This window comes from Pollutimonas bauzanensis (genome assembly GCF_040393045.1).
In the GTDB taxonomy this organism is placed as follows: domain Bacteria; phylum Pseudomonadota; class Gammaproteobacteria; order Burkholderiales; family Burkholderiaceae_B; genus Pollutimonas; species Pollutimonas bauzanensis_A.
Window position 1 is genome coordinate 1 of the sequence record NZ_JBEBUX010000090.1, and the last position, 17183, is coordinate 17183.

The 17183-nt window shown below is 55.9% G+C and carries 18 protein-coding genes; 13 read left to right on the top strand and 5 right to left on the bottom strand.

The annotated features are described in order from the left end of the window. Positions 1–379: 379 nt before the first annotated feature. From pcaF to xseA, 3 genes are all read right to left on the bottom strand, one after another. The gene (gene pcaF, locus ABWO67_RS13685) at positions 380–1585 is read right to left on the bottom strand and encodes a 3-oxoadipyl-CoA thiolase (protein WP_353152405.1); all 1206 of its coding nucleotides are present in this window, start codon (positions 1583–1585) and stop codon (positions 380–382) included. A gap of 265 nt (positions 1586–1850) precedes the next feature. Further along, positions 1851–2426 (bottom strand): superoxide dismutase [Fe], encoded by a 576-nt coding sequence (gene sodB / locus ABWO67_RS13690; protein WP_353152407.1) that lies wholly within the window; start codon positions 2424–2426, stop codon positions 1851–1853. Positions 2427–2502: 76 nt separating this feature from the next. Further along, positions 2503–3852, bottom strand: a complete 1350-nt coding sequence (gene xseA, locus ABWO67_RS13695) for an exodeoxyribonuclease VII large subunit (protein WP_353152409.1) — start codon at positions 3850–3852, stop codon at positions 2503–2505. Between the two features lie 465 nt (positions 3853–4317). Between xseA and ABWO67_RS13700 the strand changes: the two genes are divergently transcribed. The 12 genes from ABWO67_RS13700 to ABWO67_RS13755 all read left to right on the top strand — a co-directional run bounded on the left by ABWO67_RS13700 (position 4318) and on the right by ABWO67_RS13755 (position 14074). Continuing rightward, complete coding sequence (locus ABWO67_RS13700; protein WP_353152411.1) at positions 4318–4926, top strand: MotA/TolQ/ExbB proton channel family protein; 609 nt, start codon at positions 4318–4320, stop codon at positions 4924–4926. Continuing rightward, positions 4923–5333, top strand: coding sequence for an ExbD/TolR family protein (locus tag ABWO67_RS13705; protein ID WP_353152413.1), 411 nt, complete (start codon positions 4923–4925; stop codon positions 5331–5333). Before ABWO67_RS13700 ends, ABWO67_RS13705 begins: the two co-directional genes overlap by 4 nt. Further along, complete coding sequence (gene lpxK, locus ABWO67_RS13710) at positions 5330–6427, top strand: tetraacyldisaccharide 4'-kinase (protein ID WP_353152415.1); 1098 nt, start codon at positions 5330–5332, stop codon at positions 6425–6427. The genes ABWO67_RS13705 and lpxK overlap by 4 nt, the downstream gene beginning before the upstream one ends. A gap of 26 nt (positions 6428–6453) precedes the next feature. Then, on the top strand, positions 6454–6648 hold the full coding sequence (locus ABWO67_RS13715) for a Trm112 family protein (RefSeq protein WP_353152417.1): 195 nt from the start codon (positions 6454–6456) through the stop codon (positions 6646–6648). 5 nt (positions 6649–6653) lie between these two features. Then, positions 6654–7418, top strand: coding sequence for a 3-deoxy-manno-octulosonate cytidylyltransferase (kdsB, locus tag ABWO67_RS13720; RefSeq protein ID WP_353152419.1), 765 nt, complete (start codon positions 6654–6656; stop codon positions 7416–7418). 133 nt (positions 7419–7551) lie between these two features. Next, positions 7552–8208, top strand: coding sequence for an adenylate kinase (gene adk, locus ABWO67_RS13725; RefSeq protein WP_353152421.1), 657 nt, complete (start codon positions 7552–7554; stop codon positions 8206–8208). A gap of 158 nt (positions 8209–8366) precedes the next feature. After that, entirely contained in the window at positions 8367–9125 is a 759-nt protein-coding gene (locus tag ABWO67_RS13730) for a 3-hydroxyacyl-CoA dehydrogenase (RefSeq protein ID WP_353152423.1), read from the top strand. A gap of 12 nt (positions 9126–9137) precedes the next feature. After that, the gene (murJ, locus tag ABWO67_RS13735; protein WP_353152425.1) at positions 9138–10694 is read left to right on the top strand and encodes a murein biosynthesis integral membrane protein MurJ; all 1557 of its coding nucleotides are present in this window, start codon (positions 9138–9140) and stop codon (positions 10692–10694) included. A gap of 56 nt (positions 10695–10750) precedes the next feature. After that, positions 10751–11014: a 30S ribosomal protein S20 gene (rpsT, locus tag ABWO67_RS13740; RefSeq protein ID WP_132640922.1), complete on the top strand. Its 264-nt coding sequence runs from the start codon at positions 10751–10753 to the stop codon at positions 11012–11014. Between the two features lie 145 nt (positions 11015–11159). Then, a complete protein-coding gene (locus ABWO67_RS13745; RefSeq protein ID WP_353152427.1) occupies positions 11160–12119 on the top strand; it encodes a 2-hydroxyacid dehydrogenase in 960 nt (319 codons plus the stop codon). 17 nt (positions 12120–12136) lie between these two features. After that, complete coding sequence (locus ABWO67_RS13750) at positions 12137–12943, top strand: motility protein A (RefSeq protein WP_353152429.1); 807 nt, start codon at positions 12137–12139, stop codon at positions 12941–12943. A 9-nt stretch (positions 12944–12952) separates the two neighbouring features. Beyond that, a complete protein-coding gene (locus tag ABWO67_RS13755; RefSeq protein ID WP_353152431.1) occupies positions 12953–14074 on the top strand; it encodes an OmpA/MotB family protein in 1122 nt (373 codons plus the stop codon). A 5-nt stretch (positions 14075–14079) separates the two neighbouring features. Here ABWO67_RS13755 and ABWO67_RS13760 read toward each other — a convergent pair whose 3' ends face one another. Continuing rightward, positions 14080–14391 (bottom strand): DUF3579 domain-containing protein, encoded by a 312-nt coding sequence (locus tag ABWO67_RS13760; protein ID WP_353152433.1) that lies wholly within the window; start codon positions 14389–14391, stop codon positions 14080–14082. A gap of 206 nt (positions 14392–14597) precedes the next feature. Here ABWO67_RS13760 and argF point away from each other — a divergent pair, with 206 nt between their 5' ends. Continuing rightward, positions 14598–15539 carry an ornithine carbamoyltransferase gene (gene argF, locus ABWO67_RS13765; RefSeq protein WP_353152435.1) on the top strand — a complete coding sequence of 314 codons (942 nt, stop codon included), beginning with the start codon at positions 14598–14600 and terminating at the stop codon, positions 15537–15539. A gap of 84 nt (positions 15540–15623) precedes the next feature. On the opposite strand, the gene argG is transcribed toward argF, so the two are convergent. Beyond that, positions 15624–16958: an argininosuccinate synthase gene (argG, locus tag ABWO67_RS13770; RefSeq protein ID WP_353152437.1), complete on the bottom strand. Its 1335-nt coding sequence runs from the start codon at positions 16956–16958 to the stop codon at positions 15624–15626. Positions 16959–17183: the final 225 nt, after the last annotated feature.

Genomic DNA, 17183 nt, shown 5'->3' on the forward strand with positions numbered 1-17183 from the left:
GCCATGCAAAAAGGCCAAGCACGCAGGTCGTCCCAGCAACGTTTCAAATCTCCATTGCGCAGCGTGTCAGGTCCTATGGGGTGGTGTTGCAGCGACTTTCGGGGCGCCCGGCGTAGGGGCCGAGCGAACCGTAGGCGAAAGGAGCCCGAACGGGCGCATGAGCAAGGTTAAGCGATGTTCGGCGCCGCTGGGCGCCGAACCGGCCACGAGGAGCAAAACACCACCCCATAGGACCTGACACGCGGGCTAAGCAGAAAGCAGATACTCGGACCGCGACACACGGATCAGGAAGGAAGCAAGCTACTCAGACCTAACCCACGAGCTAAGAAAAAGCGGAAGTGTCAGACCTGACAAGCAGGTCTGCACAAAACCCTAATGCCTATACGCGCTCGAGAATAACCGCTATGCCCTGGCCTACCCCAATGCACATCGTGCACAGCGCATAACGCCCGCCAGTGCGATGCAACTGATTCACCGCGGTAATCGCCAGACGCGCACCACTGGCGCCCAAAGGATGACCCAGGGCAATGGCGCCGCCATTAGGGTTCACACGGGGATCATTGTCGTCCAGACCCAGCAAACGCAGTACAGCCAGACCCTGCGATGCAAATGCCTCGTTCAACTCAATGACATCCATCTGATCGATCGTCAGCCCAGCCAAAGCCAAAACTTTCTTCGATGCAGGCGCTGGGCCTATGCCCATGATGCGTGGCTCGACGCCCGCAGTCGCCATCGCTACAACACGCGCACGTGGGACCAGACCCTGTTCGCGCGCCATGGACTCCGATGCGACCAGCAAACCGCAAGCCCCATCATTGACGCCTGATGCATTGCCTGCCGTGACAGTACCGTCGGCACGTACTACAGGCTTAAGACGCGCAAGGCTTTCGAGTGTTGTCTGGCGTGGATGCTCGTCGGTATCAACCACGATGGGGTCGCCCTTTTTCTGAGCAATCAGTACCGGAACGATTTCAGACTTGAAGACACCGGCCAACTGCGCCGCAGCGGCTTTGTTCTGGCTTGCCAAGGCAAAAAGATCTTGATCGGCACGCGACACCTTGAATTGGTCGGCAACATTTTCAGCGGTTTCGGGCATGGAATCTACGCCATACTGCGCCTTCATCAATTTGTTGACGAATCGCCAGCCGATAGTTGTATCGAAAATGGAGGCACTGCGCGAAAAAGCGCTTTCGGCCTTGCCCATGACAAATGGAGCACGGCTCATGCTTTCAACACCACCCGCCAATACGAACTGCGCATCGCCTGAACGAATGGCGCGAGCCGCAGACCCGATGGCATCCAGACCGGAGCCGCACAGGCGGTTAATCGTTGCACCGGGAACGTCAATGGGTAAACCAGCCAGCAATGTCGCCATATGCGCCACGTTGCGGTTGTCTTCGCCCGCCTGGTTTGCGCAACCGAACAGGGTATCGTCCAGCCTGGCCCAGTCCACATCGGGATTACGTTGCATCAAGGCCTTCAATGGGACCGCGGCAAGGTCGTCGGTACGAACGGAGGCAAGTGAACCGCCATAGCGGCCAAACGGTGTGCGAACAGCATCGCAAATGAAAGCTTGAGTTGTCATGGTTTAAACCCGGAATTCAAAAAATGGAAGCACAGAAAAATCGTACGGCCTGCGGCTTAGCGAAAAACTTATGCCGCGATAGCAATTTTCAATCTTAGCGCACTACGCGGATAATCATCGATATCTCGCAATGATTGTCCGCAGTGTGGTCGCTTCAGAATAATCATCAACGGCAGCGCACCTAAAAGCAAAAACCCCAGTAGAAAAACTACCGGGGTTTCTTAAAAGCGGAGCGACCTGCCTATGCAGACCGTTTCTTGCGAACTTAACCCAGGTTAGCTGCGGCAAAGTCCCAGTTCACCAGATTCCAGAAGTGCTCCAGGTACTTTGGACGAGCATTTCGGTAGTCGATGTAATAGGCATGCTCCCAGACGTCACAGGTCAAAAGAGGTACGTCGGAGGTGGTCAGAGGTGTTGCTGCATTGCTGGTATTCACGATATCCAGCGAACCGTCCGACTTCTTCACCAGCCATGTCCAGCCCGAACCAAAATTGCCGGCAGCCGACTTGTTAAAGGCTTCTTTGAAAGCATCGACGCTGCCCCATTTGGCATTGATGCCCGCAAGCAGCGCGCCAGTGGGTTCGCCACTGTTTGGAGTCAGGCTGTTCCAGTAGAAAGTATGGTTCCATATTTGCGCAGCATTATTGAAAACACCGCCGGAAGATTTCTTTACGACGTCTTCCAGGGAGGCTGATTCAAATTCAGTGCCGGCCACCAGGTTGTTCAGATTGGTGACATAGGTCTGGTGATGCTTGCCATAATGAAACTCGAGCGTTTCTTTGGAGATGTGCGGAGCCAGGGCGTCGAGTGCATAAGGTAGCGGAGGAAGCGTAAAAGCCATGTTCAAATTCCTTTAAAAAACCAATCGAAAGGCCAAACAGCACATACAACGTGCCTGGCGGATAAATATCTGGCATTCACAGCAAGGCGTGTGCCTGTAGCACGGCGACACGTACACTGCCTTGACCTAGCTCAACGCCAAGCTGTTCGCCAACACACAAGTCTAACGCATTTTTGATGATCTTCCCTTCATCGTTACGTACTATGGCATAGCCGCGTCCGAGGATGTTTTTCGGACTAAGTGCTTCCAAGGTTTGCGAGGCAGCATCTAACCGTTGACGCTGACGTTCCAGCTGGCGTTGGCTCGAAGAGAAAAGGCGCTGCATTTGCTGATTGACCTCGCTGCGCAACTCGGGCAACCGCGGCTGCGCATGCGCCAGCTTGGCCCTGAGCAGGGCCAGGCGCGCAGCGCGATGCTCTTGCGGAGCGGCTGCAGCTCGGGCTAAACGATGCTTCAGGCTCTGCAACCGTTCGTTTTGCTGCTGTAGCCGCTGCTGAGGCGAGACCAACGCGGCCACGGCACGATCCAGCCGCAACGAGGCGCGTTCCAGCAAACGATGATGCTGCGTCCCCAAAGCGCTAAAAGCCGCATCCAACTGATTCAAGCAGGTTTGGCGAGTACGGCAACAAAGCTCGGCCGCGGCTGTCGGCGTGGGCGCACGCAAGTCTGCAACAAAATCAGCGATAGTAAAGTCGGTTTCGTGCCCTACTCCACTGATTATGGGGATTGGACTGGCAACGATGGCCCGGGCCAGGCGCTCGTCATTGAAGCTCCATAGATCCTCGAGACTGCCGCCGCCGCGCACCAGCAAAAGCGTATCGACCTCGTTACGTGCGATCGCTTCGTTTAGCGCCTGCACGAGCTTGCCCGCAGCGTCCAGCCCCTGGACGGGGGCGGGATAGACAATAACCGAAACATGAGGAGCGCGACGTGCAAGCGCCGTCAATACGTCGCGTAACGCGGCAGCAGCCAGGGAAGTAACCACGCCAATGGCCAGGGGCATGGCTTTAATCTCGCGCTTGCGGTCTGTATCGAATAACCCCTCGGCCGCCAGCTTTTCCTTGAGCAAAAGAAATGCCTCGTGCAGATCACCCCTGCCAGCCCTGCGCATGCTCTCGACCTGTAGCTGATAATCCCCGCGAGGCTCGTACAGCGTGACGTTGACCCGAAATTCAAACCGTTCGCCAGGTTTCGGAATAAACCCGACCGCCTGCGCCCTGCCCCGAAACATGACGGCCCGCACTGCTGCGCCTTCGTCCTTGATCGAAAAATACCAGTGACCCGACGCGGCCTGGGTAAAGTTGGATATTTCCCCACGAACCCAAATGCGCGAAAACTGGCTTTCCAGCAACTGCCCTACCTGGCGGTTAAGCTGGCTTATTGTCCAAACGCCTTCTCCGGCAACTTCCCTACCATCTAAATCCATAAGAAATCCGTATTAGCTTTAATTCTGTCCACAGCAGAAATCATTTTGTCAAATTGGTGAAATATCAATCAAATCCCACCTACAGATCAAAGAACCCTTTAAGCAAACGTCGCAACATATTGATATATAACAATAAATACCAAATAACCCTGGTGAGCTGAAATTAGCCATTGAACCTCAAGACCTATCAAATAGCGGCTGTCAGCTAGCTTATCCACAGAATTATCCACAGATTTTGTGGATACTCTCTCGAAAGCACCATTACACGCCATTTGGCCTATATTTTTTAGGCCACACATGTGTTTAGAAGGTACGCCTTTCGCTAGGCGCATACCCACGCCGCTTCCCGGTTGCATACTTTCCAGAAAACCCAAAACTGGCATGCGTTCCGATAATACCGCCCATAAGGTGCTATCGATTGTAAAATGCAGAGTTCGACCTAACCATACACGGACGGAGACAACATTGCTCGAAATCATCCACGCGGCAGGCTGGCCTATATGGCTGCTGGTTGCCACCTCCGTTCTCGGCTTGGCCCTGATTATCGAGCGGTTCTTGTCTTTACGCTCCAATCAGGTATTCCCGCCTCGGCTGCCTGGCCAGGTATTAGAACTGCTCAGGCAAAAAAACGATAGCTCCGAAGCGGTACTTCGCCTGGCGGGCAACTCGCCGCTGGGGCGCGTGCTCGCGGAAGTCCTTGTCAATCGCGGCGAATCCCACGCCTTCCGTCTGGCGGCAATCGAAGATGTCGGCAAAGACGTAGCACACCGCCTGAATCGGTACTTGCCCGCCCTGGCCACCATCGCCGTTGTTGCGCCATTAATGGGTTTATTCGGGACGGTCGTCGGCATGATAGAAATTTTCGCCTCGTACACCCCCTCAGGGGGCGACCCGGCGCAATTGGCGCGCGGCATATCCATCGCGCTGTACAACACAGGGTTCGGCATTATCATCGCCATCCCCGCCCTTATCTTTCACAGATACTTCCGCTCGCGTGTCGATCATTTCCTACACCAGATGGAACGCGAAGCCAGTGTGCTCAATCGTCTTGTCAGCCGCGAGGCGGCACTATGAACTTCCGCCGGCGTCAACCCGACGACGAGCCGGAAATCAACCTGATTCCCTTGATCGACGTGTTGCTGGTCATCCTCATCTTCCTGGCGGCTACGACTTCGTTTACACGCTTCAGTCAACTGAAGGTCTCGCTACCCCAAGCCCAAGCTGGCTCAGCCGATCTTGATGCATTGAATATCGCCATCAGCCAAGAGGGACTCTATGCGCTGAACGGTCAACTGCTGGCTGGCACTTCCAGCCAAGAAATCGCCCAGGCGCTATCAAGCGCGGCCCGGAATAGCAACGAGGCCGTCCTGGTCATCAATGCAGACGCGCAGACTACCCATGAATCCGTAGTACGCGTCATGGAAGCTGCGCGCTTGGCCGGTATATCGCGTGTCAACTTCGCCACGCGGAGCACGCCGTGAAAATAAGCGCGTTCTTAAGAAAGGCCATACAGACCGCCTGGCAACGCAAGGGCTTAGTCAGCACTCTTCTACTGCCGCTGTCTTTGCCCATGATGGCAGCGGCGGCCCTCAAGCATCGCCGTTATCAACGACAGCCCGAACTCGCGCACCACAGCCTGTTTCCTGTCGTGGTCGTCGGCAATATCTATGTGGGCGGCACGGGTAAAACGCCAGTGGTTATTGCCCTAGTGCAAGCTCTGCAGGAACGCGGCTGGCGGCCTGGGGTCATTAGCCGTGGCTACGGCGTAAAGGTCGGTGAACAGGCCCGATCGGGCCGGGGAAACCTGGCGGCGTCCGAGTTCGGCGATGAACCAGCGCTTATCGCGCGAACCACGCAAGCCCCTATTTCAGTGCATCCTAGCCGTGTTTTGGCCTTGAAACGCCTGCACAAAAAGTATCCGGACGTCAATGTCGTGATCGCAGACGACGGTTTGCAACACTTGGCATTGGGACGGGACCTTGAAATCGTAGTTCAAGACGGGCGCGGCACCGGCAACGGCCGACTTCTTCCCGCTGGCCCGCTGCGCGAGCCAGCCAGCCGCCTGCAATCCGTTGATTACCTGATCACCAACCTTAGCGACGGGCAAACCGAAGCCGCACCGATAGCCACGCTGGCTCACCAGCTAAGCATGCGCCTGGCGCCCGCGCGGCTAACACAACTAACCACCGGCGAATCCCTGGACTGGCCGGCATGGTTGGCCCAACACGGCAAAGAACCGATTAGCGCTGTGGCCGCCATAGGTCAGCCCGAGCGCTTTTTTTCGATGTTGACGGCAGCCGGCCTTGTCCTTGAAAAAACGATAGCGCTTCCCGACCATGATGCCTACGAACACTCGCCTTTTACAGCCCTCTCGTCGCCCTTCATTCTTATCACGGCAAAAGACGCCGTAAAATGCGAGCGCTTCAACGACCCCCGCCTTTGGGTCGTTCACGCGGCGGCACTGTTTTCGGACCCAGAGTGGCTGGATCACATCGAACAGCTGCTGCGCGTTATTGCCGATAAAAAAGCGGCTGTGGCCCGCTCGACGCACCAGGCATTAAACTCTGTACTTTAAACCCTAGCATTAATCTGGAGCTGCGCATGGAATCTCGCCTGCTTGAAATACTGGTCTGCCCGATTTGCAAAGGCAGCTTGCACCACGACCGCGAACACCACGAACTCATTTGCCGGGCCGACAAACTTGCCTTCCCTATCAAGGACGGCATCCCTGTCATGCTCGAAAATGAGGCGCGCGAATTGGCTGCCGACACATCCGCCTCTGGCACCCCCGCCTGAATCCCATGAGTTTTATCGCTGTTATTCCGGCACGCGCCGCCTCGACCCGCCTGCCCGACAAGCCACTGCTCGACATTGGCGGCAAACCCATGGTCGTGCGCACCGCGCAACAAGCAGCACTATCAGGCGCCAGCCGCGTCGTCGTCGCCACAGACGATGCACGTATCCAGGCTGCGGCGCAGCAACATGGCTTTGAAGCGCTGCTGACACGTCCGGACCACCCGACCGGTACGGACAGGCTTGCTGAAGTCGCGGCTCAATTGCAGCTTGCGCCAGATGTCATTATGGTCAACGTCCAGGGCGACGAACCCTTGATCGATCCGGAACTCATCAATCATGTTGCCCAACTACTGGCCGGACAGCCCGACGCGGCGATCGCCACATGTGCCACGCCCATCATTGCCGCCAGCGCGCTATTCAATCCCAATATCGTCAAAGTCGTGTGCACGCAGCAGCAACGTGCCTTATATTTTTCGCGCGCGCCTATCCCCTGGGCGCGCGACGCCCTGGCCGACGGTGTGCAAAAACTTGCTCCCGGCCTCCCCGCCCTGCACCATATCGGACTTTACGCCTATCGGGTTGCGTTCCTGCAGCGTTTCTCTTCACTGGAAGTCGGGCCGCTGGAGTCCTTCGAATCGCTAGAACAATTGCGCGCCCTGGAAAACGGCTATTCCATTGCGGTACATATCACCGACACTCATCCCGCGGCAGGCGTCGATACGGCGGACGATCTGGCCAGAGTGCGCGAAAGCTTCGTAAATCGGTTATAAATCGGCTTCAAATTCACCGACTCCGCGCCCGATAGCGACTTGATCAATTCAAGCCGTTATCGGACCGTGCAAAAATTGCTGCATTGCGGCATAATCGGAAAAAGTTATAAAGAACGAAACTCAGGAGGAATTCATGCGACTGATTCTGCTCGGTCCCCCCGGTGCGGGTAAAGGTACACAAGCGGCATTTATTACCGAAAAATTTGGGATCCCCCAGATTTCCACCGGCGACATGCTGCGTGCGGCGGTCAAGGCTCAAACAGCTCTTGGTCTTGAAGCCAAGAAAATCATGGATGCCGGCGGACTCGTATCCGACGATATCATCATTGGATTGGTCCGCGATCGTCTCCAGCAACCAGATTGCCTGAATGGCTATTTGTTCGACGGTTTTCCACGCACCATTCCACAAGCCGATGCACTCAAGAATGCCGGAGTTCCCCTGGATTTTGTGGTTGAAATCGTAGTGCCCGAAGAAAACATCATCGAGCGCATGAGTGGACGCCGGGTCCATCCTGCCAGCGGCCGCAGCTACCACACCAAATTCAACCCGCCCAAGACCGAGGGAATCGACGACATCACCGGCGAACCGCTGGTGCAGCGCGACGACGACCTGGAACAGACCGTACGCCACCGCCTCTCGGTATACCGCGAACAAACGCGCCCCTTGGTTGACTATTACTCCCAATGGGCTGACTCCGGCGCAGCCGAAGCCCCAGCTTATCGCCAACTATCAGGCCTGGGAAGCGTAGAAGAAATCAAAGACCGAGTCTTCCAGGCACTGGAGGCCTGAAGCAAAAAAGGGCCAGAATCGCATCAAAGATTGCGGCGAGTTCTGCGCCCCGGCATCGCACCAGACACGGGATGGCCTGCCCTTGGCATCGATCCCGCATTGCCGCCGAACAACTCCTCTCATCGGCAAACACCAACCAAAAACAATCGAGGCAAATTATGGAAATCAAGGATAAGGTATTTATCGTCACAGGCGGCGCATCAGGACTGGGCGCAGGCACTGCACGCATGTTGGTCGCCGAAGGCGCTAAAGTGATACTGGCCGACGTACAAGACGAAGCCGGTGAAAAACTGGCCGCCGAATTGGGCCAAACTTACGTGCATTGCGACGTTACCCAAGAAGCAGATGGCCAGGCAGCCGTCGCCGCCGCTCTGAAAGCAGGCGCCCTTTTCGGCCTGATAAGCTGCGCCGGTGTGGCGCCTGCCTCACGCACCGTAGGCAAGAACGGCCCCCACGCCCTGGACTTATTCCAGAAAGTCGTCATGATCAATCTGGTCGGCACCTTCAATATGTCGCGTCTGGCGGCAGCAGCCATGAGTGAAAACACGCCAGAGTCCACCGGAGAACGCGGCGTGCTTATTAACACCGCATCCGTAGCGGCTTATGATGGGCAAATCGGCCAGGCCGCTTATGCTGCGTCAAAAGCCGGCGTCGTCGGCATGACGTTGCCAATAGCACGCGATCTCTCCAAAGTCGGCATCCGTTGCGTGACCATCGCCCCTGGCATTTTTGGTACACCTATGGTTTTCGGGATGCCACAGGAAGTGCAGGATTCGCTGGCGGCAAGCATTCCATTCCCGTCGCGCCTGGGCCGCCCGGAAGACTACGCCAAACTCGTCAACAGCATCATCACAAACGAGATGCTCAACGGTGAAACCATACGTCTGGATGGCGCCATCCGCATGGCACCAAAGTAATAGAACGCCCTCATGAGCTTGCTTCGGTCTGCCGCTACTGTCAGTAGTTTTACCCTGTTTTCTCGTATAACAGGCCTGATACGCGACATTCTGATAGCCAGCTCTTTCGGCGCCGGGCCGCTGACCGATGCCTTTTGGGTCGCGTTTCGCATCCCGAATTTGCTGCGCCGGCTATTTGCCGAGGGCGCATTCTCGCAGGCCTTCGTGCCCATACTCGGGCAAGTACGAAGCACTCGCCCGCATGAGGACGTTCGAATCCTGCTTGATCGGGTTGCCCTGCTGCTGACTGCAGCGCTTATGGTAATTACCGTTGCCGGCATCGTCGCCACACCGTGGGTCGTCAGCGCCATGGCAAGCGGCATGCGTACCGCGGCGCGGCAAACGGAATTCAATGCGGCAGTCTGGATGACACGCATGATGTTTCCCTACATCGTGTGCATGTCGCTGGTAGCTTTTGCGTCCGGCGTACTTAATACCTGGAGCCGTTTTGCTGTACCCGCCTTTACGCCGGTGCTGCTGAATATCGCCATGATAGGCGCAAGCCTGTTCTTGACACCTTACTTTGACACCCCCATCTATGCACTGGCCGCAGGCGTCATGGTGGGCGGCGTCGCGCAATTGTTAGTGCAATGGCTGGCACTGGCAAGGCTGGGGCTGCTGCCGCGCTATTCGCCCCGGCTACGTCAGGCCTGGCAAGACCCCATCGTGCGGCGTATTCTGCGCCAGATGCTGCCGGCTATTCTCGGGGTCTCGGTGGCGCAAATATCACTCTTGATCAATACCAATATCGCGACTTGGCTGGCGCCAGGCAGCGTTACCTGGTTGTCTTTTGCCGACCGCCTGATGGAATTTCCGACTGCGTTGCTTGGAGTGGCCTTAGGCACCGTCCTGCTACCCAGTCTGTCGGCAGCGCATGCCCGTCAAGATCACGGTGCATACAGCGCCTTACTGGACTGGGGCTTGCGGTTGGTGCTGCTATTGGGCCTGCCTGCCGCAATGGGTTTAGCCTTGCTGTCGGATGGATTGGTAGCCACGCTGTTCAACTACGGCGCCTTCAGCGGGCACGACGTCCTGCAAACCCGGCTCGCCGTGATGGCCTATTCGGCAGGCCTGCTCGGCCTATTGGCAATCAAGATCCTGGCGCCTGGCTTTTATGCCAAACAAGACATACGGACGCCGGTAAAAATCGCCATTTTCGTGCTGATACTGACCCAGGTCTTCAACCTGATTTTCGTTCCCCGGTTCGCCCACGCCGGCCTGGCATTGTCCATAGGACTCGGGGCAACGGTCAACGCCCTGCTGCTCGTCGTACTATTGTGCCGCCGCAAACTCTATGAACCAGGGCCCGGATGGCTATGGTTCAGCCTGCGCATCATCCCTCCCCTTGCCGCACTGGGCGCCGTACTCTGGACGGCAAATCACTATTTGGACTGGATAGCCCTTGGCGCTCATCCGGGGCTGCGTGTATTATGGTTGGGCGGCGTTATGTTGGCCGCAGGATTTGCCTATTTTGCTGTGCTGTTTATGTGCGGGTTCAGGCCTATTGACTTTACACGTCGGCGCAAGTGATATAGAATAGCTGTCTTTGCCGAATAAACCTCACAGAAAAACGGATACGCAACACTATGGCCAATACCGCCCAAGCCCGTAAACGTGCTCGCCAGTCGGTTGAGCGCAACAAGCACAACGCCAGCCTGCGTTCTATGCTTCGCACGTCGATCAAACGCGTGCGTCAAGCTATTGACGCCGGTGACAAAGCAGCCGCTGCCGAAGTTTTCCAAAAAACTACCAGCATTATCGACCGCGTTGCCGACAAGAACATTATTCATAAGAACAAGGCTGCTCGCCACAAGAGCCGTCTTGCTGCTGCAGTTAAAGCATTAGCCTGATTGCTGTAATGGTTTAGTCGGCAAAGCAGTACGCAAGCTAACGCTTAGCTAAAACGGGACGCCCTTGCGTCCCGTTTTGCATTATGTTCGTCTGCGGTATAGTTCTGCTTGCATAAAAGCTTAACAACCGACATACGAGACAACAATGACAACAAGCAAACCCGTCCTGCTGGAACTTCTCCCCTTCCCATTTCCTGAAGCAGAAGAACGGTTGTCTGAACACTTTGACGTGATCAGACTCTGGAAAGAATCCGATCCCGAAGCCACCATAGCCGCTAAAGGGCAAGACATTACCGTACTGGTCACTAGTGCGATGACGGCCACTCGGGCTGAACTTATCGACAAGCTGCCCAATTTGAAAGCCATTTGCAGCAATGGGGTAGGTTACGATGCCATCGACGTCAAGCATGCACAGCAAAAAGGCATACAGGTCAGCAACACCCCCGATGTCCTGAATGACTGCGTCGCAGATGAAGCATTGGGCCTACTACTGGCCACGGCCCGCAAGTTAAGTCTGGCTGACCGCTACGTACGAGCCAACAAATGGGGTAAAGACGCCGGGTTTCCGCTGGGCATCAAAGTCAGCCACAAAAAAATCGGCATTGTCGGACTAGGACGCATCGGGATGGCCATTGCCCAACGGGCGGCCGGCTTCGACATGGACATACGCTACCATAATCGCAATCAGCGCCACGATGTCGACCTGACCTATGAACCCTCGCTGGTCGAACTGGCCGCCTGGGCTGATTTCCTGGTCATCGCCACCGTAGGCGGCACATCCACCCGCCATCTGGTCGACCAGCCCGTAATTAAGGCGCTAGGGCCCAATGGGATACTCATCAACATTGCACGCGGTTCGGTGGTAGATGAAACTGCCCTTGTCGATGCCCTGGTCAGCGGCGAACTAGGGGGCGCCGGCCTTGACGTCTACGCTTCGGAACCCAATGTCCCCGACGCCTTGAAAACACTGGATAATGTGGTGCTTGTGCCGCATATAGCCAGCGCCACGACAGAAACCCGGCTAGCCATGACCAATCTTGTCCTTGAGAATGCCGAGGCTTTCGCAAGCACGGGTAAAGTCGTCACCCCCGTACCGCCATTGTAATTCGCCCAAAACACCCCATGAATCCGTCTACGCTCATCGGCATCGTTGCCAGTATCCTGCTTCTTGGGGTCGTGCTTTTCTCGTCCGCTGAAGATCCCGGCTTGTTCCTGGATCTCCCCAGCCTGGGCATCGTCCTGATCGGAACGATGGCCGCCACCTTCATCAGCTACCCGCTCACCGAGGTGGTGCGGATATTCGGCCTGATCCGTACCGTCGTCCGCAACGAACGCCTGTACACGGCGCACGATATCGAGGATCTGGTTGCGATCTCCCGGATATGGATGACCGGAAACATACGGGCTGTAGAAAGCGCCCTGGAAAATATCTCCAACCCTTTCCTGAAAACCGGCGTACAGCTCGTTATCGACATGACACCGGAAGAAGACATTATCGACCTGCTTGAATGGCGCATTTCGCGGCTACGCGCTAAAGAACACGCCGAGGCCCAGTTATTCCGCGTGATGGCCAACTATGCACCGGCATTCGGGATGGTCGGCACACTGATCGGGCTGGTCAACTTGCTATTCTTGCTGGGCGACGGGGACATGACTGCCGTTGGCCAGCATATGGCGCTGGCGCTGATGACGACCTTCTACGGTGTCTTGCTTGCCAATCTGCTTTTCAAACCCGTGGCCGTCAAGCTGGAACGGCGCACCGAACAGCGCGTCGCACTGATGAACATGGTGTTGCAGGGTATATCGATGATGTGCCAGAAACGCAGCCCCACACTAATGCGTGAAACCCTGAATTCCTTCATGGCGGAATATCAGGACGAAATCAACGACCACAGCAGCCGCCGACTAAAAGCTGGCGCCGAGTCCTGACAGCACCCCATGCCCAATTCAAACACAAGCAGGTACGAGGCTCCGCTCAGTACAGGCAGGCGAAACCGGCAACCCGACAACCACTTGTCGCGCTTGGCCGCACGCCAACGCGAACTCGAGGCCGAGCTCGCAACGGCTCGCAAAGCCAATAAAAGCAGACCCGACCGAAAACGCTGGCACATCCAGCCGCCCGCCACCAAGGAGGATGAAGGATGGTTCTTGACCTACCTGGACGTCATGACCCTGCTTTTGGTGTTGTTGGTGGTCATGCTTTCATACTCAGGGAAAAAAACGATAGACGTCGTCAAACAAGCGCCGAGCGATGCTTCCCCCATCGTCGCCCTTATTCCTCCGCTGGGCGAGCTTCCCGCCGCCGTCGCGTTAAGCCCTATTCCGGCCAGCATCGGCCTGCTTCCGGGGGGCAATGGCCTGCTGCCTCAAGTAGGCCTACACCACCAACACCAGGCCGTGCCTGAGGCCGATGTCTCGAATCAAAACGTTGCGCTGCCAGAAGGGACCGCAGCAACTGAAAACGATAGCTTGTCGCCGGATACGGCATTAACCGAAGAAGTTGCCGCTGTAGAAAACAAAGATACGCCGGACAAATCAGAGACATCCGCAACGTATCTCCCGGCATCAGCAAATGAGGCCACCGAGCCGGCCCCAGATCAACCCTTACCTGCCGCTCCTGTCCCACCCGACATGCTTGCCGGCCTGCCGCTAAGCGAATTGGGCGATGACATCGATATTATCGTGAACGAAAGATCGGTAAGCTTTCGCATCAACAGTGAAATCCTGTTCGGCTCGGGCCAGGCCGACCTGAGCCTGGAAGGATTGGCAGTGCTTAAGCGCCTGGTTCCCGTCTTCAACAGTGTCAAGCATAAGATCACCATTGAAGGCCATACCGACTCAGTCCCTATGCTGCATAACCGCCGCTATCCCTCGAACTGGGAACTTTCTGGCGCCCGCGCGGGCAGCGTCGTGCGCTATTTGCAAGCTAATGGTGTCGCAAGCACACGCTTGCGGGCCATAGGCAATGCCGATACCCGGCCACTGGCTGATAACGCTACGCCCGAAGGCCGGGCAAACAATCGCCGCGTGGAGTTGGTGATGGAGCGCCAAGAAGACTGATTGGCTTATTCGGCCGGCGACGGCGGCTCGAGATCGCGCTCGGTAACCTGTAAATGATTGTCGGTGGCGAAGTCGCAAACAAACTTCCAGGCCAAGGGTTCGAGTTCGCGTAGACGTTTGTCCACCACCACACAACGAACCTCATCCAGGACGACAGGCACTACATAAGGCGAGTAAGTAATATGCCCGCCGAAAGACCCGGCGGGGCGAAACTGCGACATCACACCGGCAAGGCGCTCTGCCCAATCGCTGGGACGAAAACGCTGGCCTTCAAGTGTGAGACCGTGAATAACTAATTGCTGCACAAGATGTGTCATAGACTTCCGCGGACAAATCGTACCCATTTCAGGTGTACCAAACTTTCCCTGCGCCGCGAATTGTATATGATAGCCACTGATGCGGCCTGCTTGTCCCACGACGACGCAGGTCCTTAGCTAGAAATTCAGCCATAATTGATAGCTAAATCATTTTTTGCTGACGGCCACCTTGCAAGGTAAGATGGCTCTTTTAAACAAGGTTAACTATGTCCGGCCCCCAACCACAAACAGGTCCACTTCGGCATTTCCTGCAATTTCGCGACCTCTCGAAAACTGAGATCCAATATGTGCTGGAGCGCGCTCGCGTCATCAAGAACAAGTTCAAACGCTACGAGCCACACCACACACTGCATGACCGTAACCTGGCGATGGTGTTTGAAAAGGCTAGTACGCGTACGCGAGTCTCGTTCGAAGCGGGCATGTACCAGCTTGGCGGCTCAGTCATACATCTTACCACTGGCGACTCGCAACTAGGCCGCTCGGAACCCATCGAAGACACGGCGCGGGTAATCTCGCGCATGGTCGATCTGGTCATGATTCGCACTTTCGAGCAGACCCGTATTGAGCGCTTCGCCGCGCATTCCCGGGTGCCCGTCATCAATGGCCTGACCAACGAATATCACCCCTGCCAGATCCTTGCCGATATCTTCACGTTTATCGAGCATAAGGGGCCCATAGCGGGCAAAACAGTGGCCTGGATAGGTGATGGCAACAACATGGCCTATACGTGGCTCCAGGCGGCTGAAATTCTCGGTTTCCATTTGCATGTATCAGCGCCCGAAGGCTATCAACTGGATGCCCAACGTATAGGTCAACCCGTGCCGTCAGTGCTGAAGGAATTCGCCGATCCCATGGAGGCTTGCCAAGGCGCGCACTTGGTAACTACCGACGTCTGGACCAGCATGGGTTACGAGGCAGAAAACGAAGAGCGCCGCGAAGCCTTCGCCGATTGGCGCGTCGATGCCGAAATGATGGCTGTCGCCGATCCCGCTGCCCTCTTCATGCACTGTCTGCCTGCCCATCGTGGTGAAGAAGTTACCGGAGACGTCATCGACGGTCCGCAAAGCGTAGTCTGGGACGAAGCTGAAAACCGCCTGCACGTGCAAAAAGCGCTGATGGAATTTCTGCTGCTCGGCCAAATCGACTAAAGCAACACTCCATAGAACAAATAAAAACGGCATCCTTTACGGACGCCGTTTTTACTTTTCGGTATCGAACCGGGACTGTCCCGTTTACTCGTCCTTACCCTTTAACTGCGGCAAAGCGGAGCTGCCAGCCGGCAACAGCAAGCCCGCTTTGACATAGGTAAACAGCTTTTCGCGCGTATCAACGATATCCAGATTACGCATCGTCAATTGGCCGATACGATCCCGGGGCGAGAATGTGGACTCGCCCTTCTCCATGGTCAAGCGTTCAGGCTTGTAAGTCAGGTTGCCCGAACGTGTATCCAATATGGAATAGTCATTGCCGCGGCGCAGTTCTATCGTGACTTCGCCAGTAACGGCGCCCGCCACCCAGCGTTGTGCGGACTCACGCAACATAATGGCTTGCGGATCGAACCAGCGACCTTGATACAACAAACGACCTAGCTTGAGACCATTCATACGGTACTGTTCAATGGTGTCTTCGTTGTGAATGCCAGTAACCAGCCGCTCGTAGGCAATGTGCAGCAAAGCCAGGCCCGGGGCCTCGTAAATGCCACGGCTCTTGGCCTCGATAATGCGGTTTTCAATCTGGTCGCTCATACCCAGGCCATGACGCCCGCCAATGCGGTTGGCTTCGAGCAGCAGTTCAACGCTATCGCTGAATTCGACGCCATTAAGGGCCACGGGCTGGCCTTCGTCAAAGCGGACAGTCACTTCTTCACGCTTAACTTCGACTTCGTCGCGCCAGAAAGCCACACCCATAATAGGCTGCACAATCTTGATGCCCGAATTCAGGTATTCAAGATCTTTCGCTTCGTGCGTCGCGCCCAGCATGTTCGAATCAGTCGAATAGGCTTTCTCGGTCGACATTTTGTAGTCGAAACCGGCTTGGCGCATGTATTCGGACATTTCCGAGCGGCCACCCAATTCGTCAATAAAAACCTGGTCTAGCCAAGGTTTGTAGATTTTCAATTCAGGATTGGTCAGCAAGCCGTAACGATAGAAACGTTCAATATCGTTACCTTTATAAGTGCTGCCGTCGCCCCAAATATTGACATCATCTTCTTTCATAGCCGCCACCAGCATCGTGCCGGTTACGGCACGGCCAATAGGCGTGGTATTGAAGTAGGTGACGCCTGCCGTCGATATGTGAAAAGCGCCGCATTGCAAAGCAGCAATCCCTTCTGACACCAATTGCGGACGGCAATCGATAAGACGTGCTTCCTTGGCGCCGTACTGCAACGCCTTGCGCGGAATTTCGTTGTAGTCGGGCTCGTCGGGCTGGCCGAGGTTAGCCGTATACGCGTAAGGGATTGCACCTTTGTTGCGCATCCAAAGCAAGGCGGCACTGGTATCAAGCCCGCCAGAAAAAGCGATACCGACCTTCTGGCCGGTAGGAACGTCTTCGAGTATGGTTGTCATTGTTGATCTAAGGCCTAGTAAAATGAATTCAGCTAACGAGCATTATATCCTTGGCGCGCGGAGGCCTTCCATGACGGCGTATTGCAAGGCGCTCCGCCTAGCGATTGACTACCGTCAAAAGAGACAAACTATGCTTCCCAACACTATCAACCGTTTGATAAAATAACGTTATTGGGGGAGTAGCTCAGCTGGGAGAGCGCTGCGTTCGCAATGCAGAGGTCGGGA

What these genes read in the sequence shown, in the direction of transcription:
- pcaF (WP_353152405.1), bottom strand. Translation starts at nt 1,585, where the DNA reads ATGACAACTCAAGCTTTCATTTGCGATGCTGTTCGCACACCGTTTGGC.
- sodB (WP_353152407.1), bottom strand. Translation starts at nt 2,426, where the DNA reads ATGGCTTTTACGCTTCCTCCGCTACCTTATGCACTCGACGCCCTGGCT.
- xseA (WP_353152409.1), bottom strand. Translation starts at nt 3,852, where the DNA reads ATGGATTTAGATGGTAGGGAAGTTGCCGGAGAAGGCGTTTGGACAATA.
- ABWO67_RS13705 (WP_353152413.1), top strand. Translation starts at nt 4,923, where the DNA reads ATGAACTTCCGCCGGCGTCAACCCGACGACGAGCCGGAAATCAACCTG.
- ABWO67_RS13715 (WP_353152417.1), top strand. Translation starts at nt 6,454, where the DNA reads ATGGAATCTCGCCTGCTTGAAATACTGGTCTGCCCGATTTGCAAAGGC.
- kdsB (WP_353152419.1), top strand. Translation starts at nt 6,654, where the DNA reads ATGAGTTTTATCGCTGTTATTCCGGCACGCGCCGCCTCGACCCGCCTG.
- adk (WP_353152421.1), top strand. Translation starts at nt 7,552, where the DNA reads ATGCGACTGATTCTGCTCGGTCCCCCCGGTGCGGGTAAAGGTACACAA.
- ABWO67_RS13730 (WP_353152423.1), top strand. Translation starts at nt 8,367, where the DNA reads ATGGAAATCAAGGATAAGGTATTTATCGTCACAGGCGGCGCATCAGGA.
- murJ (WP_353152425.1), top strand. Translation starts at nt 9,138, where the DNA reads ATGAGCTTGCTTCGGTCTGCCGCTACTGTCAGTAGTTTTACCCTGTTT.
- rpsT (WP_132640922.1), top strand. Translation starts at nt 10,751, where the DNA reads ATGGCCAATACCGCCCAAGCCCGTAAACGTGCTCGCCAGTCGGTTGAG.
- ABWO67_RS13745 (WP_353152427.1), top strand. Translation starts at nt 11,160, where the DNA reads ATGACAACAAGCAAACCCGTCCTGCTGGAACTTCTCCCCTTCCCATTT.
- ABWO67_RS13750 (WP_353152429.1), top strand. Translation starts at nt 12,137, where the DNA reads ATGAATCCGTCTACGCTCATCGGCATCGTTGCCAGTATCCTGCTTCTT.
- ABWO67_RS13755 (WP_353152431.1), top strand. Translation starts at nt 12,953, where the DNA reads ATGCCCAATTCAAACACAAGCAGGTACGAGGCTCCGCTCAGTACAGGC.
- ABWO67_RS13760 (WP_353152433.1), bottom strand. Translation starts at nt 14,391, where the DNA reads ATGACACATCTTGTGCAGCAATTAGTTATTCACGGTCTCACACTTGAA.
- argF (WP_353152435.1), top strand. Translation starts at nt 14,598, where the DNA reads ATGTCCGGCCCCCAACCACAAACAGGTCCACTTCGGCATTTCCTGCAA.
- argG (WP_353152437.1), bottom strand. Translation starts at nt 16,958, where the DNA reads ATGACAACCATACTCGAAGACGTTCCTACCGGCCAGAAGGTCGGTATC.